The following is a 22,345-nucleotide window of genomic DNA, read 5'->3' as shown; positions in this document are numbered from 1 at the left end:
AAGGTCTACGGTTCCAGCATCAGCTGGATGCGCTCCAGGTTTGCCAGCAGCTGCGCGCGGCGGCCGTCGTGGCCCTCGCACAGCAGCACGAACACGTGGTCGAGCAGGTGCTGCAGCGCGGACTGGTACAGCAGCGGCTGGACGTACGGCTGCTCGTCGTGCGCCGACACCAGCAACGACATGTCGGCCAGCGTGCGCATCGGGTTGGCGGTATGCCGCGTCACCGAAATCACCTTGCCGCCGCGTTCGCGGAAGTAGCGGCTGATCTTGCACAGCGCCGGATGGTTGCCGTGCTCGGAGAACACCAGCAGCACGTCGCCGGCACCGGCGGCGGAGACGTTCGCGGTCATCCGCGCGGTGTCGAAGTTGTGCACGGTGAGGATGCCCAGCAGCGACAGCCGCAACGCGAAGTTGCGCGCGTAGATGTCGTCCTCGCCCAGGCCGATGATGAACACCTTGCCGGCGCGTCCGGCCTGCCCGATCGCGGCGGCGACGGCGCGAATCGTCTCCGGCGGGTTGATCAGCCGGGTAGCCTCCTCCGCTTCCGTCTTGCGCCGCCACAGCTGGCCGGCCAGGGTCTCCTCCGGGTCCCCGGCGGCGGCAGCCACCTCCGGCGCTTCGCCGTTGTCGGCGCGGGCGATCGCCTCGCCGACCGAGTACTTGAGGTCCGGGTAGCCCTTGAAGCCGAGCTTCTGGGTGAACTTCACCACGCTGGACTGGCTGATCCCCAGCGCGTTGGCGAGCTGCTGCGACGAGTAGTCGCGCAGCAGCTGCGCGTTCTCCAGGATGAAGTCGGCGATGCGCCGCTCCACCGCCGACATCTGGTCGCGCTCCGAACGGATCTTGACCAGCGGCGACATCAGCTTTCGATCCTTTCCAGGCCGCGGATCTCGCGGATGCCCAGGCCGGGCGCGTCCGTCACCGAGATCTCCGACTCGTTGAAGATCACCCCGCCGTCGATCGGGTTGAAGCGCGCCAGCGAGGGGCCGTCCAGGTCGACCTTGGTGATCACGTCGGCCTTGGCCACCGCCACGTGCGCCGCCGCAGCCACGCTGATCGAGGTTTCCAGCATGCAGCCGATCATGCATTCGACGCCGTGCATGGCGGCGATGTCGGCGATGCGGATGGCGTTGGAGATGCCGCCGGTCTTCATCAGCTTGATGTTGATGATGTCGGCCGCGCGCATGCGGATCAGCTCGATCACCTCCATCGGGCCGAACACGCTCTCGTCGGCCATCACCGGCGTGTGCACGCGTTCGGTGACATAGCGCATGCCGGCCAGGTCGCGCGCCTTCACCGGCTGCTCGACCAGCTCCAGCTTGATGCCGGCGTCCTCCAGCGTCTGCAGCGCGTACACCGCCTGCTTGGCGGTCCAGCCCTGGTTCGCGTCCAGCCGCAGCAGCGCGCGGTTCTCCACCGCGGCGTAGATCGCGCGCACGCGCTCGATGTCCACGCCGATGTCCTTGCCCACCTTGATCTTCAGCGACTCGAAGCCGCGCTCCACGGCGTTCACCGAGTCGGCCACCATCTTGTCGATGTAGTCCACGCTGATCGTGATGTCGGTGGTGATCGCCGGATCGCCCCCGCCGAGCAGCTTGTACAGCGGCGCGTTGTACAGCTGGCCCCACAGGTCGTAGATGGCGATCTCCACTGCCGCCTTGGCGCTGGTGTTCTTCTCCATCGCGCCCTGGATCAGGTGGGTGATGCGGTTGAGGTCCGCCACCTCCATGCCGACCAGGCGCGGCGAGATGTAGTGGCGGATCGCATCGACGATCGAGCCGTGCGTGTCGCCGGTGATCACCGCGGTGGCCGGCGCCTCGCCGTAGCCGACGTGGCCGGTGTCGGTGTGCACCATCACCACGATGTCCTCGATCGTGGCGACCGTGCGCAGGGCGGTCTTGAACGGCGTCTTCAGCGGCACCCGCAGCATGCCGAAGGCGATGTCGGTGATTTTCATGAGGCAACCTTCATGGAGTCCATGTCCTGATGCTTGTGCCGCGTGCGGCGGTTCATTGGCGGATGCGCACGATGCTGGTCATGCGGTCGACGTAGGTCTGGCGATCGTTGAACAGGTTCGGCAGCAGCGGGGTCACCGACACCGCGTTGAGCTTGACGTGGCCGAGGCTGCCGTCGCTCCTGCGCCAGCTCATGCCGCCCACGTCGTGGATCACGTACGGCTGGCCGTCGCGCCGGCCGATCACCATCATCACGTGGCCGGGGATGTAGACCAGGTCGCCCACCTGCAGCTCGCGCACCGCCGCGAGCCGCGCCTCGCGGCTGTCTTTCGCGGTGAACAGCCGATGCGCCAGCGCGGGACTCACCGACTGCTTGCTGGTGTCGCGCGGCATCTGCACGCCCATGCTGCGGTAGACGTCGGAGACGAAGCCCGAGCAGTCGCGGCCGTCGTAGGCGTGGCCCCAGCCGTAGCGCTCGCCGAGGAACTTGAAGGCCTGGCGGATGATGTTGGCCCGGGTCAGCGGCAGGTAGTCCGGCGCGCTGTCGGTGTTCTTCTGCAGCAGCGCCGGCGAAAACGCGAGCCGGCCGCCGGCGTCGCGGTAGGGCAGCCGCAGCGTCCATGCCGCCTGTGCCGTCTGGCCGTTCACCGGCTCGCCTGGCGGCAGGCCGGTCTGCAGCGGCACGCGCGTGCCCATGTCCAGCTGCAGCTGCGACAGTTCGGGCCGCTCGGGGGTGAACACGGTGCGCTCGCTGGCGCCGGTGATCACCCGGTACGGCGTCTGCTCCGCATAGCCGAACACCTCGGCGGCGCTACCCTCGGCCACGTTCTCCCGTTTCGTCCACGCGGCATAGCGCGGGCTCACCACGAACAGCCAGCGGCCGTCGCGGCTGGCATGCGCGATCGCCACCGGTGTGCCGGGAAACTCGGCGGTTTCCTGGAAGCGGTCGATGTCGGTATCGCCCTTGGTGCCGAACACGCGCAGCTCGGTCGGGAACGCACGCAGCGCGGCCCGCCGCACCACCAGCCCGTAGCGCGTGGGCTGCTGCGCGGGGATGTCCGCCAGTGCGAGCGCGTCGACCAGCGCGTCCAGCGTGGCGGCGGACACCGGCCGACCGTCGAGGTCGTACAGCGGCCGCGTCGGGCGCTGCGAAACCGCCCGGATCCAGCCGGCGACCCGGGCGCGGTCCAGCGTGTGCGGCAGCGCGCGCAGGTCGTGCATCGACGGGTCGGTGTCGAGCAACCGGGCGCTCTCCGCCGCGATCTGCGCGCGGTCGAGGATCACCCGGTCGGGCTGCCGCAGCAGCCCGATCCAGTAATCCGGCGTGAGTTGCACCGCGCCCACCCCGGGCACGCCGGAGGCGGACGCCGCGACGGCCGCGCCGGCGTCGCGCGCTGCCAGCGGCGCGGCGGCCAGTGCGAAAACGAGCAGCGTCGCCGCAAGGCGGGAAGATCGCATGACCGTGCTCCTGTAACGAAGTTGCCTCATGGCCCGGCCAGCGCCGACATCACGCTGGCCACCACCAGGCCGAAGGCGGTGCCGAGGATGTAGCCGAGCAGCGCCAGCAGAACGCCCACCGGGACCAGCGCGCGCGAGTAACTTGCGGCCAGCACCGGCGTGGCGGCGACGCCGCCGATCTGCGCCAGCGAGGAGATGCCGCAAAGGTAGAGGTCGAAACGGAACAGCTTGGCGAAAGCCACCAGCAGCGCCGCGTGGATCGTGATGATGGTGACGCCGCACAGCAGGTACAGCGGCGCGGCGGCGATGCCATGGAAGTTGCTCTGCGAGGCGAGCACCGCGACCACGCCGATCAGCATCGCGCTGGAGATCTTGCCGGCGCCGGGAAACCGCGCCAGCGGCGTGTGCGCCACCACCAGCCCCGCCGCGGTGGCCAGCAGGATCGTCCAGGTGGTGCCGCCGATCATGCTGGACACCGGCAGCCAGCCCGACAGCCACCGCGACAGCACGGCCGCTCCCAACGCCATGCCCAGCCACAGCAGCACGCTGTCGTAGGTGATCGGCCCGCTGGCCGGTGTTTCGGCCACCTCGATGTCGGCGCTGGAACGGGCGCCGGTCCAGCGGTTGAACGCCGGCGCCAGGCGCGCCGCCGAGAACAGCACCACCACCCACATCGAGTAGCACAGCGCATCGGTGAGCAGCGACATCGCCAGGTGCTGGTCCGACATGCCGATCGCCTGCTTCACCGCGATCATGTTCGCAGTGCCGCCCATCCAGCTCCCCGACAGCGCGGCCAGCGGCTGCCAGGCGTCGCCCGGCAACCAGTGCCGGTACAGCAGGAACGTGGCGATGAACGCGACGAACAGGGCGACCGCGGCACAGGCGAATACACCCAGCACGCGCGGGCCGAGCCGCCAGATCGCGCGCAGGTCGCAGTTGATCATCAGCAGGAACAGCAGCGCCGGCACCAGCCGCACGGTGAGCATGCCCTGCGCGGCGCGGATCTCGTCGTTGACCTGCCACAGCCCCGATATCGCCAGCGCGGTGACGAACAGGTAGGTGAGCACGATCGGCGGCAGCACATTGAAGATGCGCCAGCCGAAGCGCCGCTCCAGCGCGGGGAACAGCCCGGCGGACAGCAGCATCACCGCCAGATAAGGCCAGACCGTGTGGATCACGCGCATCCCCTCGGTGAGGTGGTCCGCCACCGGGGCGGAACGGTTCCGGATCGCAATCAGGAATAGGTGATTCTTAACATCGTCGATCGAAGCATAAATTATTGACCACGATTTGCAAGCATGCTACACAGCGATCTTCGGGGGATTTCGCATCGGGGGTCTGACGATGGGTACACCGCATCCGATCGCGCGGCTCCGGCGTGCCTGCGCCCCGCACGCGATGGTGGCCATGCTGGCGCTGTTGCTCGCCGCGCCGATGGCGTTTGCCGGGGCGACCGGCACTCCGCTCGCGCCCATCGTCAGCCAGATCGACGCCGGTCATTTCAAGGCCGCCGAGGCGGCGATCGAACGCGCGCTGGCGCAGCCGCAGCTGTCGCCGCAGACCCGCGCGGCCCTGCTGTTCCAGCGCGAGCGCATGCGCCGCATCCTGCTCGACTTCACCCTCAGCGCCGACGACGTCAAGGCGCGCGTGCGCAAGGAAATTCCCGACCTGAGCGACGCCGAGTTCGCCAGATGGAACGCCGAGGGCCTGTTCGAGCACCAGGTGATCGACGGCCGCACGCTGTACTTCAAGCGTTCGCCCAGTAACCTGTTCCGGCTCAGCCCCGAGGCGCTGGCGCGGCGCGCGGTGCAGACGCCGCTCAGCACCGGCCCGATGGAGTCGCTCAACGACCACCAGCGCGCGATCTACCGCACGGCGCTGGCCGAACACCGCAGCAGCGTGCTGCCGCGGCGCGTGCGCATGACCCAGATCCTTACCGTCAAGGCCGACGCGGTGCCTGCCGGGCAGACCATCCGCGCCTGGATCCCCTACCCGCGCGCGATCGCCGGGCAGCAGGAGGACATCCGCTACCTGGCCAGCGAACCGGCCCGTCACGAGATCGCGCCCGCCTCGGCACTGCAGCGCACCGTGTATCTGGAACAGCCGGCCCGGGCCGGCCGGCCCACCGTGTTCTCGGTGACCTACGAGCTGACCCTGTACGCGCAGTACCACGCCGTCGACCCGGACCAGGCCCGGCGCCCGACGATCACGCCCGAGCTGGCCCCGTTCGTGGCCGAACGTCCGCCGCACATCGTGTTCACTCCGGCGATGCGGGCGTTCTCGCGCAAGGTGGTGGGCGACGAGAAGAACCCCTGGCGCATCGCGCAGAAGCTGTTTGCCGCGGTCGACCGCATCCCCTGGGCGGGCGCACGCGAATACTCGACGATCAGCAACATCAGCGACTACGCGCTGCACGCCGGCCACGCGGACTGCGGTCAGCAGACCATGCTGCTGATGACCCTGCTGAGGCTCAACGGCATTCCCACGCGCTGGCAGTCGGGCATGGTGTTCTCCGAAGACGGCAAGTACAGCGACATCCACGATTGGGGCTATCTGTACCTGGCGCCGTACGGCTGGCTGCCGATGGACGTCACCACCGGCCGCCTGCGGCCCGGCCCGGGCGACCCTCCGGTGCTGGAGTGGTTCTACCTCGGCGGCCTCGACGCCTACCGCATCGCGTTCAACGACGACTACGGGCGGGCCTTCGTGCCACCGAAGCGCTATTTCCGTTCCGACAACGTCGACTCGCAGCGCGGCGAGGTCGAGTGGAACGGCGGCAATCTGTATTTCGACCAGTGGGACTACGACTTCAAGTGGCAGATGCTGCCGACGGCGCAGGGGCACGGCGGCGACTGACGGATCGAGGTCCCCGACGCAATCCGCCACTGCCGCGCCGCGTGCGGCTGCCGTTGCCCGCCTGCCCGCCCGGCCACCACCTTTCCACCCGGCTATGACGACGATGACGATGCCGACCACGCAAGCCGCCACAGCCGGACAAGGGAACCCGGATGAATCGCCCCACCGTTCCGGCGACGACGCCACGCTGGACGGCGTCGACCTGGAACAGCTCGCCCGTCGCCTCGCCACGCCGCTCCACGCCTACTCGGCCAGTGCGATCCGGCAACGCATCCGCGCGCTGCAGCACGCACTTGCCGGTCTCGACGCCGGGATCTGCTTCGCGGTCAAGGCCAACCCGAACCTCGCCATCCTGCAACTGATGGCCGAGGCTGGCGTTGGCGCGGACATCGTCTCCGCCGGCGAGCTGCAGCGCAGCCTGCATGCCGGCATGCCACCCGCGCGTATCGTGTTCTCCGGCGTGGGCAAGAGCGCGGACGAGATCACCGGCGCGCTGAGCGTGGGCATCGCGCGCTTCAACGTCGAGTCGCTGGACGAGTTGCAGACGCTGCAGCGGCTCGCCCAGGCGCAACAGGTGATCGCGACGGCGGCGGTGCGCATCAACCCCGACGTGGACGCGCACACCCACGCGAAGATCTCCACCGGCAAGTCGGAGAACAAGTTCGGGGTGAACATCGACGAGGCGCGCCGCTGGTTCGCCGCACGGTCGATGTACCCGAACGTGCGGCTCGACGGCCTGCACGTGCACATCGGCTCGCAGATCCTCGACGCGGAGCCGTTTCGGCTCGCGCTGCGGCGGGTCGCGGTGTTCTGGCGCGAGCTGGAACAGGGCGGGCACCCCATCGCGAGCATCGACGTCGGCGGCGGCCTCGGCGTGTGCTATCGCGCCGGCGTGGACCGCCCGCTCGCCGTAGCCGACTACGCCGAGGCGATCCGCGGGGCGCTCGCCGGCTTCAAGGGCCGGGTGCTGCTGGAACCCGGCCGCTGGCTGGTGGCCGAGGCCGGGGTGCTGCTGACGCGGGTGATTCGCGTCAAGCCGGGCGTCGAGCGCCGCTTCCTGGTGCTCGATGCAGCGATGAACGACCTGCAGCGGCCCAGCCTGTACGACGCCTGGCACGACATCGTGCCGGTCCGCGCCGATGCCTCGCGGCCGCCGACCGCCTACGACATCGTCGGGCCCGTATGCGAAACCGGCGACACCTTCGCGCGGGGGCGCGTGCTGCCCGAATGCGCCGCCGGCGACCTGCTGCTGATCAAGGCCACCGGCGCGTACGGCGCCTCGATGGCCTCCACCTACAACTCGCGCCCGCTGGCGGCCGAGGTGCTGCTCGACCGCGGCCGTTACGCGCTGGTGCGCCGCCGCCAGCATTTCGACGAGATGATTGCCGGCGAGCAGCCGGCGCACGATTGGCAAACCCCATGAACAGGCCGACCACATGAATTCCCTCGCCCGCTTCGCCATCCTTGCCGCGCTGGGCCTGGCCGGCGCGCTTCCGGCGCACGCCACGCAGGATCCGCCGATCACCATCGACACCCACGTCGACATCCCCTTTACCTACATGCGCGAAGCGCGCTTCGACGCCGGCAAGGACACCCCGCTGCTGGTGGACCTGGGCAAGATGGAGCGCGGCGGCCTGAACGCCGCCTTCTTCGTGATCTGGGTGCCGCAGGGGCCGCTCACGCCCGCGGGCTACGCCAAGGCCGTGGCGCAGGCGGAAGAGAAGTACGAGGGCATCGACCGCATGCTGATGCAATACCCCGACCGCATCCGCCTCGCGACCACGCCCGCCCAGGCGCTGGCGAACCGCAAGGCGGGCCTGCTGTCGGCGATGATCGGCATCGAGAACAGCTACTCGCTTGGCCACGACATCCACCGCCTCGACGCCGCGTTCGACCGCGGCGCGCGCTACGTGGGCCTGGTACACGTGGGCGACAACGACCTGTGCACCAGTTCGCTGCCCGATACCAAGAACGGCGAGCCGGCGATGAACAGCAAGGGCGACACCGGCATGACCGACTTCGGCCGCGCGGTGGTGAAGCGCGCCAACCAGCTCGGCATGATGGTCGACATCTCGCACGCGTCCGACAACTGCGTGCGCGACGCGCTGAAGGTGTCCACCGCGCCGATCATCGCCTCGCACTCCGGCGCCCGCGCCGTGCTCGACCACCCGCGCAACCTGCCCGACGATCTGCTGCGCGCGATCGCCGCCAAGGGCGGGGTGATCCAGGCGGTGGCCTACAAGGAATTCCTGAAGAACGATCCCGGCCGCGAAGCTGCCGAGAAGAAGCTGCAGGACGCGGTGGCGAAAGCCAACGGCGACAAGAAGTACGACAGCGACAAGGACGACTACCTGCCCGCGATGGCCGCCGGCATGGCCGAGATCCAGAAGAAGTACCCGCTGCCCACGCTCGACGACTACATGAAGCAGATCCGGCACATGGTGCAGGTGGCCGGTATCGATCACGTCGGCATCGCCTCGGATTTCGACGGCGGCGGCGGCATCACCGGCTGGAAGGACGCCACGGAAACGCGCAACGTCACCGCCGCGCTGCGCCGCGCCGGCTTCAGCGACGCGGACATCGCCAAGATCTGGGGCGGCAACCTGCTGCGCGTCTGGCGCGAGGTCGAGCGCGATGCGCGGCATTAGGCGCACGCCCGGCTCCCTCTGCGGCCTCGCGCTGCTGGTCGCGGCCACGCTCGTCGTGCCCGCGCGCACCGCTGCCCGGCCGACGGGGGACTACGACCGCATCCTCGACGCCGTGGTCGCCCGCTATCACCTGCCCGGCATCGCGCTCGGCGTGATCGAACACGGCAAGGTGGTCTACGTCGGCACGCGCGGCGAGACCGTCGCCGGCTCGGGCCACAGGATCACCCCGCGCACGCTGTTCAAGATCGCCTCCAACAGCAAGGCGATGACCACCGCCCTGCTCGGCCGCCTGGTCGACCAGGGCAAGCTGCACTGGGACGACCCGGTGACGAAGTACCTGCCGGACTTCCGCATGCACGACCCGTGGGTCACCAGCAACATGCGCGTGGCCGACCTGCTTACCCACTCCAGCGGCCTGCCCGAGGGCGGCGGCGACCTGATGCTGTGGCCCGAGCCGAACGCGTACACCCGCGCCGACATCGTCCACGGCCTGCGCTACATCAAGCCCGGCTACAGCTTCCGCTCGAAGTACGAGTACGACAACCTGCTCTACGTGGTGGCCGGCCAAGTCGCCGCCGCCGCGGGCGGCGCACCCTACGAGACGCTGATGCACCGCGAGGTGTTCCAGCCGCTGGGCCTCGACCGCTGCCAGGTCGGCCGGTGGAACCGCGACGCGGTGGGCGACGTGGCCGAACCGCATGACCGCAGGGACGGCCGCAACGTCCCGATGCGCGAGGACGGCCCGGTGATCCCCGCGATCACCTCCGCCCCCGCCGGCGGCATCCGCTGCGACCTCGACGACATGCTGACCTGGGCGCGCAACTGGCTGGTGCCCACGCCGGCGCAGTTGCAGTGGCTGTCGGCCGCGCAGCGCCACGTACTGCAGTCGCCGCACATGCTGATCCCCGTCTCCGCGCAGCGCCGCGACTGGGACCACAGCCACATCATGGCCTACGGCTACGGCTGGCGCATGACCGACGTCGACGGCAGCTGGACGGTGTGGCACACCGGCACACTGGGCGGCATGTATTCCGAACTGATGCTGCTGCCCGACGCGCAGAGCGGCTTCGTGTTCCTCATCAACGGCGAGGCGGAAGATGCGCGTACCGTGCTCGGCGAGGTGCTGCTCAAGCACTTCACCGCACCCGGCGACACCCACGGCGTCGCCTGGTACGCCGATGCCCAGGACCGCGTCGACCGGCAGGCCGCCAAACGCGCCGCCGCCCCCGACACCTCCGGCGCCCTGCCGATCGCGCCCGCGGCGCTCGCAGGCTGGACCGGCCGCTACCGCGATCCCTGGCTGGGCGAGCTCCTGCTCTGCCCGCGCCATGGCCGCGTGCACTTCGCCGTCGCCAAGTCGCCCAAGCTCGCCGGCGACGTGATGCGCCTGGGCCAGCGCTACCTGGTGCGCTGGGACGACCGCAGCGTGGCGCCCGACGCCTGGCTCGACCCTCACCCCGCCGCGCCGGGCCAGCCCGCCACGCTGACCATGGCCAAGGTCGATCCGCTGGGCGACTTCAGCTCCGACTACGAGGACCTGCACTTCACCCGCACCGGAGACTGCCCATGAAGCGTCGACTCCCCGCGGGAGCGCTGGCCATCACCCTCGCGGTCTGGCTGCCGATCGCGCAGGCCGACCAACCGACACCGCGTCTCTCCCCCGCGAAAACCGCGGCGCAGGCCGGCCTGGTCGACATCCGCAGCCTGGTGCCCGACATCGCCGAGGACATCAAGTACGCCGGCAGCGACAACTTCGTCGGCCGGCCGGTGGACGGCTACCGCGCGCCCAGGTGCCTGCTGCTGCGCCCCGCCGCCGCGGCGCTGGCACGCGTCGAACGCGAGCTGCGCGCGCAGCACTACCGGCTGAAGCTGTGGGACTGCTACCGCCCCGCCCGCGCGGTGGCGGACTTCGTGCGCTGGGCACACGACCTCGGCGACCAGCGCACCAAGCCGCAGCACTACCCGAACCTCGACAAGTCGCAACTGCTCGGCGATTACATCGCGCCCGTCTCCGGCCACAGCCGCGGCGCCACCGTGGACCTCACCCTGGAGCGCTGCGCCGCCGACGGCACGCACTGCGCCCCGCTGGACATGGGCACCGGCTTCGACTGGTTCGGCGTGCGCGCCCACACCGACGCGCCCGGCATCGGCGCGGCGCAGCTCGCCAACCGCCATCGCCTGCGCGCCGCGATGCACCGCGGGGGATTCGAGAACTATCCGCTGGAATGGTGGCACTACACCCTCGTGCCCGAACCCACGCCGCACACGCTCTACGACGTGCCGGTGCAATGACCGCTTCGTTCTTGCCACGCCCCGTCCGAAGCGTCCCCTCTCCCGACGGAAGAGGGCACCAAGCTTGAGCGCCCGGAGAGTCCCCATGCGTCTCGCCACAGCCATCGCCTCGCTGCTGCTCGTAGCCGGCGTGACCCATGCCTCCACCGCCGACGCCATCCGCCACGCCAACCAGCTGATGCGGAAATACACCGGCAACGTCCCCGGCGCCTCGCTGCTGGTCATCAAGGACGGCAAGCCGCTGCTCGACCGCGGCTACGGCATGGCCGACCTGGAGCACCGCATCGCGGCCACCCCGGCCACCGACTACCGCCTCGCCTCCGTCACCAAGCAGTTCACCGCCGCCGCGATCCTGCTGCTGGCGCAGGACGGCAGGCTGAAGCTCGACGATTCGATCCGCCACTGGCTGCCCTCGCTGCCAGCCTTCACCGACAAGGTGACGCTCGCCGAGCTGCTCTGCCACACCGGCGGCCTGCTCGACTACGAGGACCTGATCCCGCCGGGCACCACGAAGCAGCTCACCGACAACGATGTGCTGCGCATGATCGGCGCCACCACGCACGGCTACTTCCCGCCCGGCACCGCCTACCGCTACAGCAACACCGGCTTCGTGCTGCTCGGCCTGGTGGTGGAGAAGGCCTCCGGCCTGCCACTGCAGGATTTCCTCGAACGGCGCATCTTCCAGCCGCTGCACATGGACCACACCCTGCTCTACGTGCACGACGGCAAGAAGGTTCCCCACCGCGCCTGGGGCTACAGCGAAACCAACGGCCAATGGCAGCGCACCGACCAGGACCTGACCAGCGCCACCCGCGGCGACGGCGGCATCTACTCCAACATCGACGACCTCGCCAAGTGGGACGCGGCGCTCTACGACGACCGGCTGCTCAGCGATGCCTCGCGCAAGCTGGCCTTCAGCCCCCACGCGAAGGTCGTCGGCGAGCCCTACCTGGCCGACTACGGCTACGGCTGGCGCATCACCGGCGACACGCTGTGGCACTCGGGCGAAAGCATCGGCTTCCGCAACGTGATCGTACGCTGGCCAAAGCAGCACCTCACGGTGATCCTGCTCAGCAACCGCAACGACCCCGAGCCCTATCGCACCGTGCTGGCGATCGCCGAGCCGTTCCTGCATTGACCCTCATCGCCGTCATTCCGGCGCAGGCCGGAATGACGGGCGAAGATCACCCATGAAGCCGACCGCCATGCGTTCGATACTCCGCCTCCTGCGCGCCACTGCACTGCTGCTCGCGTTCGCCCTGCTCGCCGCCTGTGCCCACGCGCCGCCGCGCAACCCGCTGGCGACCTGGGTGCCGTCGCCGAACCACGACATCCGCCGGCCGGTGCTGATCGTGCTGCACTTCACCGAGCAGCAGTCCGTGGCGCAGAGCCTGGACACCCTGCGCACGCGCAACAGCGGCGGCCCGGTCAGCGCGCACTACCTGATCGGTAGCGACGGCCACATCTACCAGCTGGTGCCCGACCAGTGGCGCGCATGGCAGGCTGGGCCGGGACGCTGGGGCACCATCACCGACCTCAATTCCGCCTCCATCGGCATCGAGCTCGACAACGACGGCCAGACGCCGTTCGCGCAGGCGCAGATCGCCAGCCTGCTGCGCCTGCTCGCCGACCTCACCACGCGCCTGCACATCCCACCCACGCAGATCATCGGCCACGAGGATCTCGCCCCCGGCCGCAAGGACGACCCCGGCCCGCTGTTCCCTTGGCGGCAGCTCGCCGACGCCGGCTTCGGCCGCTGGCCGCGCGGCCCGCTGTGCGATCCGCCGCCCGGCTTCGACCCCTGGATGGCGATGGCCGTGGTCGGCTACGCGCTGGATGACCGCGCCGCCGCGGTGCGCTCCTTCCACCACCACTTCCGCGGCATGGAAGGCGACACGCTGGACGCCGAGGACCTGCGCATCCTGTACAACCTCGCGCAGCAGATCGAGCCGGCGCCGGACACCTGCAACGCGCCGCCGCCGCAGGCGCCGGGGGACTAGGGCCGGGACAACACGCTCGCGGTGTAGCTTTCCACCACCAGGCTGAAAGGCTGGTTGTCCTGCGTGTACAGCAGGGCACGGTGTTGCAGCACGTGCGGCGGGATCGCCAGCGGCCGGCGGCTTGGCGGCGGCAGCGCGGCGCCGCTGTCCCAGCCTGGCGGCAGCGGCGACCACAGCAGCTCGGCGGATAGCGTCTGGCGGCGGAAGTGCAGCGGCTGCACCACCTTGCCGAACGGAACGTCGGTGGTGTCGAGCTGCCGGTTCATCGCCGCGGTCAGCCGCGACGGCACGTACCAGTTGTCGGCATCGGACAGCACGGTGTCGCCGCAGGCCAGCTGCACGCGGCGATACCGCACGGGTTCGCCCGCGCCGATGGCGAGCAGCGCACGTCCGTCCAGCGGCAGCGGCTTGTTCTCGCCCTGCACGCGATGCGCCACGACCTTCGCCTGCACCGCCAGATGATGGGCGCCGCACCACCGTTCCAGCGTCAGCGTGGCGCTGGGATGACTCAGCAGTTCGGCGTTGAGCGTCTGCAGTTCGGCCAGCGCCTGGGTACGCGCGAGCGGCGTGTCCGGCCAATCACCACGCGCGGAGGCGGCTGGCGCAACGGCCAGCGCCGCCGCGGAACAGATCACGAGGTTCCGCAGGTGCATGCGCCTACAAGCCCTTCGCCGCCTGCGCCACCGCGCGGAACAGCGCGCGGCCCTTGTTCATCGTCTCCTCCCACTCGGCGGCGGGATCGGAGTCGTAGACGATGCCGGCACCGGCCTGCACGTGCAGGCGGCCGTCCTGGATCACCGCGGTGCGGATCGCGATCGCGGTGTCGGCGTCGCCCCACCAGCCGATCCAGCCGATCGCGCCGGCGTAGATGTTGCGCTTGTACGGCTCCAGCTCCTGGATGATCTCCAGCGCGCGGATCTTCGGCGCGCCGCTGAGCGTGCCGGCCGGGAAGGTGGCCTTGAGCACGTCCATGTAGTTGAGGCCCGGCTTCGCACTGCCCTGCACCTGCGAGACGATGTGCATCACGTGCGAGTAGCGCTCGACCACGAAGGACTCGCTCACCTCCACCGTGCCGGTCTCGCTGATGCGGCCGATGTCGTTGCGGCCCAGGTCGATCAGCATCACGTGCTCGGCGCGCTCCTTGGGATCGGCCAGCAGCTCGGCTTCCAGCGCCTGGTCCTCCGCCTCGGTGGCGCCGCGCCGGCGCGTGCCCGCGAGCGGGCGCACCAGCACCTTGCCGTCCTTCAGCCGCGCCAGGATCTCCGGCGAGGAGCCGACGATCTGGGTGTTGCCGAGATCGACGAAGTACATGTAGGGCGACGGATTCAGCGCGCGCAGCGCGCGGTACACGTCCACCGGGCGCGCGTTGAAGCCCACGCTGAGCCGCTGCGAGGGCACCACCTGGAAGATGTCGCCGGCGCGGATGTGTTCCTTCGCGCGCTCCACCATCGCCTCGAACTCTTCCTTCGTGAACGAGGACTTGAAGTCGCCCTCGTCCAGCGCGGTCGACTGCGTGAGCTGCGGGTAGGCGGCGCCGCCCTGGCGCAGGCGATGGACCAGCGCGTCGAGGCGGCGCTGCGCCTGCGCGTAGGCCTGCGGCTGCGCCGGATCGGCATGCACGATCAGGTACAGCCGGCCCTTGAGGTTGTCGAACACGGCGACTTCCTCGGCCAGCATCAGCAATACGTCCGGCGTGCCCAGCTCGTCCGCGCGGTCCCATCTGGCGAGGCGCGGCTCGATGTAGCCGATCGTCTCGAAGCCGAAGTAGCCGACCAGGCCGCCGGTGAAGGCGGGCAGTTCGGGCAGGCGCGGCACGATGTACTGCGCCCGCAGCTTCTCGATCTCGCCCAGCGGATCGTCGAGGTGGCGACGCTCGACGACTTCGCCGGCATCCTCCACCTCGAGTTCGTGCCCGCGCAGGCGGTACACGCGCTTCGCCGGCAGGCCAATGATCGAATAACGCCCCCAGGTGGCGCCGCCCTCCACCGACTCGAACAGGAAGGTGTACGGACCATCGGCCAGCTTCAGGTACACCGACAGCGGCGTGTCGAGGTCGGAGAACACCTCGCGCACCAGCGGGATGCGGGTGTGGCCCTGCGCGGCCAGCGCGTCGAAATCGCTACGGGAGATCACGGATTGGCCATCTATACGGGGACGGGCTGCACACGATAGCAGGCGTCGCCGCACCGTGCGCTACAAGCGCTGCCGCGGCATGCCGTGCAGGCGCAGGCTGAAGGCCACACCGGTGCCGTCGTCGAGGTTGCGCGCGCTGGCGACGCCGCCATGGCGTTCGGCCACCAGCCGCACCACGTAGAGGCCCAGGCCCAGGTGCGGCGCATCGCCCGGCGTGGCCTTGTCGCGCAGGCTCACCAGCGAATCGAACAGCCGCCCGTGCATCGCCGCGGGCAGCGGCGGCCCCTGGTTGGCCAGCTCGATCTCGGCGCCGCCGTCCACCGCGCGCAGGCTGAGCCGCAGCCAGCCATCGGGCGGGGTGAACGAGAGCGCATTGTCGAACAGCTTGTCCAGCGCCTGCGCGATCGGCTCGGGCGCGCAGTGCAGGTGCAGAGGCGCATCGGGCAGCACGCATTCCAGCCGCCGCGCGCCGGCCAGCGGCCGGTATGCCTCGGCACAGCCGCGCACCACCTCGCGCAGATCCACGTCCTCCGGCTCGGCGGCGGCGATCGCGCGCTCCATCCGGCTGGCCTCGCTCATCGCGCGCACCAGCGCCCCCAGCCGCGCCACGCCATCGCGGGCGCGGGCGAGGTAGGGCTGCGCATCGGGCGGCAGCTCGGCGTGCTCGAGGTTGTCCAGCGAGGACTTCACGATCGCCAGCGGCGTGTTGAGTTCGTGCGAGAGCTTGGAGGCCAGCGTGCGCAGGTAGTCGGTGTAGCCGCCGACCGCCTCGAACAGCCGCTCGAAGCTGCGCGCCAGGTCGCCGATCTCGTCCGGCGCATCGGTCATCGGGAAGCGGGCGCGTTCGAACGAGCCGTCCAGGCGTCCATCCGCGAGCTGTGCGCGCTCGGCCGCGTTGCGCAGGCGGCTCAGCCGCAGGCTCAGGCGGGTGGCGAACAGCAGCAGGATCGCACCGGCCATCAGCAGTACGCCAAAACTGGTGAGCAGCAGGCCGAGCAGGGCGCGGTTGGCCAGCAGCGGCACGGCACGGCTGGCCTGCTCCAGCAGCAGCACCCCGACCGGCTGGCCGCCGCGCTCGATCGGCACGGCGGCGGAGAGCACCACGCTGCCGCGCTCCTCGCCGCTGCGCCACACGCTCACCGGCGATCCGGCGCGGGCACGCAGCACCTCGGGCGTGTCCAGCCGCGGCACGTCCTGCGCCCACAGGTTCGCGTCCTCCAGCCGCGCGGCCAGCAGCGAGCGGTAGACCAGGGAGGCGAACCAGCCCGGCTGGCCGTGCGCACCGGGCGCGGTATCCAGCCTGCCGCTGCGTGCGAGCAGCCAGCCCTGCGGCGACAGCACGCGGGCCTGCACGCGATCGGGCGCGAGGCTGGCCAGCTCGGCGGAGAGTGTCGGCGAATACGCCAGCAGCGGCCGCACTTCCGCCGCCATGCGGTCGCCGCCGGCTTCCGCCACGTAGGCACCAATGCCGAGTGCCTGCAGCCGCGGCGTGCGCGGCAGCCGCAATTCGATGCGGAAGCCGCTGCCGTCCTCCTGCCACTGCGCGGGGATTTCCGTGGGCAGGCCGGGCACCGGCGATCCGAGCGCCCTGGCCGTGATCGCGCCGGGCGCGTCGCTTTCCAGCAGATAGCGCTGCTGCCCCGCGGCATTGCCCAGCACCAGATTGAGATGGTCGGCGGCCAGCGCGTTCGCGCCATCCATCGCGTCGGCGCGGGTACGCCGGGTGTCGCGCACTTCGGCGTAGAGGTACAGCCCGCCAGCATCCTCGGCCAGCAGCAGCTTGCCGCGCGCGCCGAACGGCTGGCTCCACGGCGTCAGCGGCGCCCAGTCGTCGCCGTAGCCGTCCACGGTGATCGGGTTGACCGCCTGCTCCACGTACCAGGCCGCGTCGCCCTGCGGCAGCACGGCGTGCGTCACCACCAGGCTGCGCGCCACCGCGCGCGCCGAGGCGATCAGCGCCTGCGCCTGCCCCTCGCGCAGCAGCGCCTCCATCTGCCTCACGTACAGCCAGCCGGCCACCGGCAGCGCCAGTGTGCACAGCGCGACCAGCAGCAGCTTGCGGCGCAGCGTCATCGTGTCGTCAGCGATGCTTCGGTGCGGGTGGAACGGTGTAGCGCTGGTAGCGCGCGTCAGTGGCCACCTGCATGAAGGCGTCGAGCAGCGGACGCCGCGTGGCGTCGCCGTCGGCGAAGCTCATCGACCAGCTCAGGCGCACGCCGCCGGTCGCGCCCGGATCGCAGAACACGACTGCGTCGTCGACGTGGTCGCTGCCCTGGTACAGGACACCCCGGCAAGGCATGTGCGGATTCCGGATGGCGATGTCGGTGGCCTTCGCGGCGGCATCGCGCTGCAGGTACTGCCTGCGGTCGGCGGCCACCTCGTCATCCAGCGTGGCGAGCTTGCGTGGCCACACGTTGAGCACCATCACCCGCTCGGGCTTGCCCGTCCACTCGCCCCGGTAGAGCACGGCATCGACGCCGATGGCCCTGGCGTACATGCAGCAGTCGCGCGTCCAGCCGGGCGGGCTCGCCACCGCGACCGCCCAGGCCGGGGCCTTGCCGTCGCGCACGCCGTGGGCCAGCACGTCGCTGCCCCGGCCCGCGGCCGGTGCAGCGGACACGCAGCACACGGGCAGGGCCAGCGCCAGCATGTACCAGGCCGATGCGCGCCGCTTCATGGTTTCCACCGATAGCCCACGCCGTGCACCGTCTCGATCGCGTCGAACTCCGGCGCGACCGCGATGAACTTCTTGCGGATGCGCTTGATGTGCGAGGTGATGGTGGCGTCGTCCACCACCAGCTCGGCCTCGCGCATCAGCTGGTCGCGGTTCTTCACGTGGCCAGGGAAGCGGATCAGCGTATGCATCATCCAGAATTCGGTGACGGTGAGCGGCACCTCCACGCCGTTCCAGGTGATGCGCATGCGCTCGGATTCCATCTTCAGCGGACCATGCTCGATCACCGTCTCGCTGGCCGCCGGCGCCTTCAGCGACTCGATGCGGCGGAACAGCGCGGCGATACGCGCCGCGAGCTGGTGCAGGCTGGTGTCCTTGCTGAGGTAGTCGTCGGCACCCAGGCGCAGGCCGGAGATCACGTCGAAGTCCGAATCGCGCGCTGTGAGGAAGATGATCGGCAGCGTGGCCGACTTCGCACGCAGCTCGCGGCAGAGATCGAAGCCGCCTTCCGGCTCGTCGCCGAGGCCGATGTCGATGATCACCAGCTCCGGCAGCTTGATCGCGAACGCATTCGACGCCTCCTGCCGCGAGCCGTAGCCGCGGGTGTCGTAGCCGAAGCGGTTGAGCGCCTCGACGTAGTTGGCGCGGATCAGCGGTTCGTCCTCCACGATGGCGATGCTGCGGCCCATGACCTGCTCCTCGTTGCGTTGGCGCGCAGCGTGCTATGTACGCGCCGATGGCGCAAGCCGCACGCCGGCGCTGCCCGCGTTTTGCCACAAACCGGCGGCAGGCGGCCCCAGCCCTGCCGCCGGACCGGCCGCGCCGGGGCGTGAGATGCATCCAACGCCCGCCGGAATGCCGCCATGAACCGCCACGATGCCACCGAACGCGACCCCAACGCCGAGCTGCGCAGTTTCGAACCGCTGCGGGTGACGCTGGCCGTGGGGGCGCTGCTGCTCGGCCTGTTGCTGGGCCTGCACTGACATTTTCCCGTGGAAGGCCGGAGTGCGGCCGGCGCACAGGGAGGCGCGCCGGCCGCGGGCACGAAGCCCTCTCGCGGCGCCACACCCGCCCACCCGTTCCTCCAAGATGGTGGTTCCTTCATCCCCTCCAACGGAGGGGTTTTTTTCGTTACGCGGCGGATTTTTGGGAACCAACGGGGCGCGGCCCGGTCAGTTTTCCTGACTGGCGCCGTTCCATTGCCGTGGATGGCGCCGGTGCGTCGGCCGATCTCCCCTGCGCGGCCGCCGTATCCGCGCCGCGGCGCCGGTCGATGGTGTCTCCTCGCACGTCATGCAATGACGTTTGCCCCGGCGTGACCGTCATCGCGCCGGGGCCTTTTGCGGCCGGCGCCCGTGCCGCCCTCCGTCACTCGCGATCAGCCGATCGCCGCGCGCATCGCGGCGATCTCGGCGCGGTAGTCCCTGGCGTGGAAGATCGCCGAGCCGGCCACGAAGGTGTCCGCGCCCGCGGCGGCGATCGCGCCGATGTTGTCGGCGGTGACGCCGCCGTCCACTTCCAGCCGCACCGGCAGACCGCGCTCATCGATCATGCGACGCACGCGACGCAGCTTCTCCAGCGCCATCGGGATGAACTTCTGGCCGCCGAAGCCGGGGTTCACCGACATGATCAGCACCAGGTCGAGCTTGTCCAGCACGTAGTCGAGGCAGTCCAGCGAGGTGGCAGGGTTGAACACCAGGCCGGCCTGGCAGCCCGAGTCCCGGATCAGGCCGACGGTGCGGTCGACGTGTTCGCTGGCCTCGGGGTGGAAGCTGATCAGCGTGGCGCCGGCCTTGGCGAAGTCGGGCACGATGCGATCCACCGGCTTCACCATCAGGTGCACGTCGATGGGTGCGCTGATGCCGTATTTGCGCAGCGACTGCAGCACCATCGGGCCGATGGTGAGGTTGGGCACGTAATGGTTGTCCATCACGTCGAAATGCACCCAGTCCGCGCCCGCGGCCAGCGCCGCGGCGGTGTCCTCGCCCAGCCGGGCGAAGTCGGCCGCGAGGATGGAGGGAGCGATGATCGGACTCTGCTTGCTCATGGGGTCGGCTCTAAGGACAGAAGCGCACCCTGTGCGCTATGGGAGTTTACGGCGTCACCGCGTCGTCGGCTTTCGCACGGGAGTTGCGCTCCTACTTGAAGCCGCGTTCCGCCTTGATGCGTTCGTAGGCCGCATTGATCTCGCTGGCGCGCGCCTCGGCCTGCCTGCGCATCGCCTCGGGCAGGTCGCCGAGGCGATCGGGATGGTGCTCGGAGATCAGCTTGCGGTAGGCGCGCTTCACCGCGCGGTCGTCGACGCTGCGCTCGATGCCGAGCACGGTGTAGGGGTCCGGCCCCCGGGTATTGCGCTGCGGCGGCACGTAGCCGCCACCGCCGTGGCCCTGGCCGGTGCGTCCGCGCGCACCGCTCGCGTTCCACGCGTAGCCCTTCATCGCCATCAGCGCCATCAGCTCCATGTCGCTGATGCGCAGCGCGAAGGCGAGCTGGCGCAGGATCGCCATCTTCTCCGGCGGCGGGTTGCCTTCGGCGAGCACGGTGTCGATCACCACGTCCAGCACCGGGAACGCATGGTCGCGCCGCAGGCCGGCCCAGCGGCGCAATTGGTCGATGGTGGGCGCCACGTCGAATTCCGGCTGCTTGCCGGCATTGAAGCTGGCGATCGCCTGCTGGCGCTGCGCGGCATCCAGGCCCATGCGCGCCATCATGCGTTCGGCGATGGCGATTTCCGCCTCGGAGACGCGGCCGTCGGACTTGGCCACCGCGCCCAGCAGCGCGAACAGCGGCCCCACGAAGCCGCCCGCTTCGGGTGTGGCCTGCTTGCGCTGGCTGTAGCGGAGGTTGTCGAACACGAAGCCGATGATGGCGCCGACAATTGCGCCGGGCAGGTGGCCGATCAGCAGGCCGAAGAAGCCGAACCAGAGCGTGTAGATGAAGCTCATGGCTCGGTCGCCGCCTGCTTCTGCGCGCTGTACCAGCGCGCCAGCGCGTCCAGTTCGGCCGCACTGAGCGGACCGATCGCGACGCGCATCACCGGCACGTCGCGGCGGCCGTCGCGATAGTCCTTCAGCGCCTGGCGCAGGTAGTCCAGCCGCTGTCCGGCGAGGTTCGGTGCACCGGGCATCACGGCCATGCCGATTTCGCCGTGGCAGGCGGCGCACAGGCCGAGCCGCGACGGCTTCGCCGCGACGCTTGGCGTCTGGGCCAGGCCCGGAAGGGCGAGGGTGAGGCAGAGTGCCGCGATCAGGATGCGCATCGACGGAAGCGGGGGCCGAAAGTCGCCGATTCTAGCAGCGCAGCCCGCGGCGCACCGCGGCGGCGGCGACGCCAGCCGCTACAATGAGCGTCTCTCCTCCCCACGGAACCGCCGTCGTGCCCACCACCCTGTCGCAATCGAACCTGCCCGGCCTGGAACTGATCCATCGCGGCAAGGTGCGCGATGTCTACGCGCTGGACGAGCATCGCCTGCTGATGGTGGCTACCGACCGCCTCTCCGCGTTCGACGTGGTGCTGCCCAACCCGATTCCCGGCAAGGGCGAGATGCTCACCCAGATCTCCAACTTCTGGTTCGGCAAGACCGCCCACCTGGTGCCCAACCACCTGCTCGACGTGCCGCTGGCCGAGGTGCTGCCACCCGGCACCGACCTCGCGCTCTACGCGAAGCGTGCCGTGGTGACGCGCCGGCTGAAGCCGGTGCCGGTGGAATGCATCGCGCGCGGCTACCTGATCGGCTCCGGCTGGAAGGACTACCAGAAGACCGGCGCCGTGTGCGGCATCGCGCTGCCGGCCGGCCTGAAGCAGGCGCAGCAGTTGCCCGAACCGATCTTCACGCCCTCGACCAAGGCCGCCGTGGGCGACCACGACGAGAACGTCGACTTCGACGCCGTGGTGAACCTGGTGGGCCGCGAACTGGCCGGGAAGGTGCGCGACGCCACCCTGGCGATCTACCGCTGGGCTGCCGCCTACGCCGCCGAGCGCGGCATCATCCTCGCCGACACCAAGTTCGAGTTCGGCACCGACGCCGACGGCAAGCTGTACGTGATGGACGAGATGCTGACGCCCGATTCCACGCGCTACTGGCCGGCCGACCAGTACCAGGTGGGCATCAGCCCGCCCAGCTACGACAAGCAGTTCGTGCGCGACTGGCTCGAGGCCCAGGGATGGAACAAGACCCCGCCCGGCCCGGCGATTCCGGATGAGGTGATCGCACGCACCGCCGCCAAGTACGCCGAGGCGCTGCAGCGTCTGGCGGGCATCCGGCTGGATTGAGCGGCTTGCGGCAGCCGCCACCGGCGTGCTGCTATTGCATCCCTGATCCCGAGGGGG

At 70.0% G+C, this 22,345-nt stretch carries 20 protein-coding genes; 8 read left to right on the top strand and 12 right to left on the bottom strand.

Features of this window, described 5'->3' with window-relative positions; translation table 11 throughout:
- Positions 1-5 precede the first annotated feature (5 nt).
- From ACQGNW_RS06345 to ACQGNW_RS06330, 4 genes are read right to left on the bottom strand one after another with little or no spacing between them, the layout of a single operon-like run.
- On the bottom strand, positions 6-860 hold the full coding sequence (locus ACQGNW_RS06345; protein ID WP_426662284.1) for a MurR/RpiR family transcriptional regulator: 855 nt from the start codon (positions 858-860) through the stop codon (positions 6-8).
- Positions 860-1,957: a dipeptide epimerase gene (locus ACQGNW_RS06340; protein WP_426662283.1), complete on the bottom strand. Its 1,098-nt coding sequence runs from the start codon at positions 1,955-1,957 to the stop codon at positions 860-862. Before ACQGNW_RS06340 ends, ACQGNW_RS06345 begins: the two co-directional genes overlap by 1 nt.
- Positions 1,958-2,009: 52 nt before the next feature.
- The gene (locus ACQGNW_RS06335) at positions 2,010-3,413 is read right to left on the bottom strand and encodes a C40 family peptidase (RefSeq protein ID WP_426662282.1); all 1,404 of its coding nucleotides are present in this window, start codon (positions 3,411-3,413) and stop codon (positions 2,010-2,012) included.
- A 26-nt stretch (positions 3,414-3,439) separates the two neighbouring features.
- Positions 3,440-4,597, bottom strand: a complete 1,158-nt coding sequence (locus ACQGNW_RS06330) for a DUF819 family protein (RefSeq protein ID WP_426662281.1) — start codon at positions 4,595-4,597, stop codon at positions 3,440-3,442.
- Between the two features lie 214 nt (positions 4,598-4,811).
- Between ACQGNW_RS06330 and ACQGNW_RS06325 the strand changes: the two genes are divergently transcribed.
- The 7 genes from ACQGNW_RS06325 to ACQGNW_RS06295 all read left to right on the top strand — a co-directional run bounded on the left by ACQGNW_RS06325 (position 4,812) and on the right by ACQGNW_RS06295 (position 13,209).
- Positions 4,812-6,269, top strand: a complete 1,458-nt coding sequence (locus tag ACQGNW_RS06325) for a transglutaminase-like domain-containing protein (RefSeq protein WP_426662728.1) — start codon at positions 4,812-4,814, stop codon at positions 6,267-6,269.
- A 109-nt stretch (positions 6,270-6,378) separates the two neighbouring features.
- Positions 6,379-7,692, top strand: coding sequence for a diaminopimelate decarboxylase (gene lysA / locus ACQGNW_RS06320; protein WP_426662280.1), 1,314 nt, complete (start codon positions 6,379-6,381; stop codon positions 7,690-7,692).
- A 13-nt stretch (positions 7,693-7,705) separates the two neighbouring features.
- Positions 7,706-8,917 (top strand): dipeptidase, encoded by a 1,212-nt coding sequence (locus ACQGNW_RS06315; protein ID WP_426662279.1) that lies wholly within the window; start codon positions 7,706-7,708, stop codon positions 8,915-8,917.
- The gene (locus tag ACQGNW_RS06310; RefSeq protein WP_426662278.1) at positions 8,904-10,487 is read left to right on the top strand and encodes a serine hydrolase domain-containing protein; all 1,584 of its coding nucleotides are present in this window, start codon (positions 8,904-8,906) and stop codon (positions 10,485-10,487) included. Before ACQGNW_RS06315 ends, ACQGNW_RS06310 begins: the two co-directional genes overlap by 14 nt.
- Entirely contained in the window at positions 10,484-11,209 is a 726-nt protein-coding gene (locus tag ACQGNW_RS06305) for a M15 family metallopeptidase (protein ID WP_426662277.1), read from the top strand. Before ACQGNW_RS06310 ends, ACQGNW_RS06305 begins: the two co-directional genes overlap by 4 nt.
- Before the next feature lie 85 nt (positions 11,210-11,294).
- Positions 11,295-12,347: a serine hydrolase domain-containing protein gene (locus ACQGNW_RS06300; protein ID WP_426662276.1), complete on the top strand. Its 1,053-nt coding sequence runs from the start codon at positions 11,295-11,297 to the stop codon at positions 12,345-12,347.
- A 52-nt stretch (positions 12,348-12,399) separates the two neighbouring features.
- Positions 12,400-13,209 (top strand): N-acetylmuramoyl-L-alanine amidase, encoded by an 810-nt coding sequence (locus tag ACQGNW_RS06295; protein ID WP_426662275.1) that lies wholly within the window; start codon positions 12,400-12,402, stop codon positions 13,207-13,209.
- Here ACQGNW_RS06295 and ACQGNW_RS06290 read toward each other — a convergent pair.
- The 8 genes from ACQGNW_RS06290 to ACQGNW_RS06255 all read right to left on the bottom strand — a co-directional run bounded on the left by ACQGNW_RS06290 (position 13,206) and on the right by ACQGNW_RS06255 (position 21,275).
- The gene (locus tag ACQGNW_RS06290; protein WP_426662274.1) at positions 13,206-13,862 is read right to left on the bottom strand and encodes a hypothetical protein; all 657 of its coding nucleotides are present in this window, start codon (positions 13,860-13,862) and stop codon (positions 13,206-13,208) included. The genes ACQGNW_RS06295 and ACQGNW_RS06290 overlap by 4 nt on opposite strands.
- 4 nt (positions 13,863-13,866) lie before the next feature.
- Positions 13,867-15,342, bottom strand: coding sequence for an anthranilate synthase component I (gene trpE / locus ACQGNW_RS06285; RefSeq protein ID WP_426662273.1), 1,476 nt, complete (start codon positions 15,340-15,342; stop codon positions 13,867-13,869).
- A gap of 60 nt (positions 15,343-15,402) precedes the next feature.
- On the bottom strand, positions 15,403-17,415 hold the full coding sequence (locus tag ACQGNW_RS06280) for an ATP-binding protein (RefSeq protein WP_426662272.1): 2,013 nt from the start codon (positions 17,413-17,415) through the stop codon (positions 15,403-15,405).
- A gap of 7 nt (positions 17,416-17,422) precedes the next feature.
- Positions 17,423-18,019, bottom strand: coding sequence for a hypothetical protein (locus ACQGNW_RS06275; RefSeq protein ID WP_426662271.1), 597 nt, complete (start codon positions 18,017-18,019; stop codon positions 17,423-17,425).
- Entirely contained in the window at positions 18,016-18,705 is a 690-nt protein-coding gene (gene pdsR / locus ACQGNW_RS06270; protein WP_426662270.1) for a proteobacterial dedicated sortase system response regulator, read from the bottom strand. The genes ACQGNW_RS06275 and pdsR overlap by 4 nt, the downstream gene beginning before the upstream one ends.
- A 689-nt stretch (positions 18,706-19,394) precedes the next feature.
- Positions 19,395-20,063, bottom strand: coding sequence for a ribulose-phosphate 3-epimerase (gene rpe, locus ACQGNW_RS06265; RefSeq protein WP_426662269.1), 669 nt, complete (start codon positions 20,061-20,063; stop codon positions 19,395-19,397).
- A 91-nt stretch (positions 20,064-20,154) separates the two neighbouring features.
- Positions 20,155-20,961: a co-chaperone DjlA gene (gene djlA, locus ACQGNW_RS06260; RefSeq protein WP_426662268.1), complete on the bottom strand. Its 807-nt coding sequence runs from the start codon at positions 20,959-20,961 to the stop codon at positions 20,155-20,157.
- Complete coding sequence (locus ACQGNW_RS06255; RefSeq protein WP_426662267.1) at positions 20,958-21,275, bottom strand: c-type cytochrome; 318 nt, start codon at positions 21,273-21,275, stop codon at positions 20,958-20,960. Before ACQGNW_RS06255 ends, djlA begins: the two co-directional genes overlap by 4 nt.
- Positions 21,276-21,391: 116 nt before the next feature.
- Here ACQGNW_RS06255 and ACQGNW_RS06250 point away from each other — a divergent pair, with 116 nt between their 5' ends.
- A complete protein-coding gene (locus ACQGNW_RS06250; protein WP_426662266.1) occupies positions 21,392-22,288 on the top strand; it encodes a phosphoribosylaminoimidazolesuccinocarboxamide synthase in 897 nt (298 codons plus the stop codon).
- The last annotated feature ends 57 nt before the right edge of the window (positions 22,289-22,345 follow it).

The organism is Rhodanobacter aciditrophus (genome assembly GCF_050026795.1).
Lineage (GTDB): Bacteria > Pseudomonadota > Gammaproteobacteria > Xanthomonadales > Rhodanobacteraceae > Rhodanobacter_A.
The sequence above is the reverse complement of the archived record's forward strand: the minus strand, read 5'-3'. Positions and strand labels throughout refer to the sequence as shown.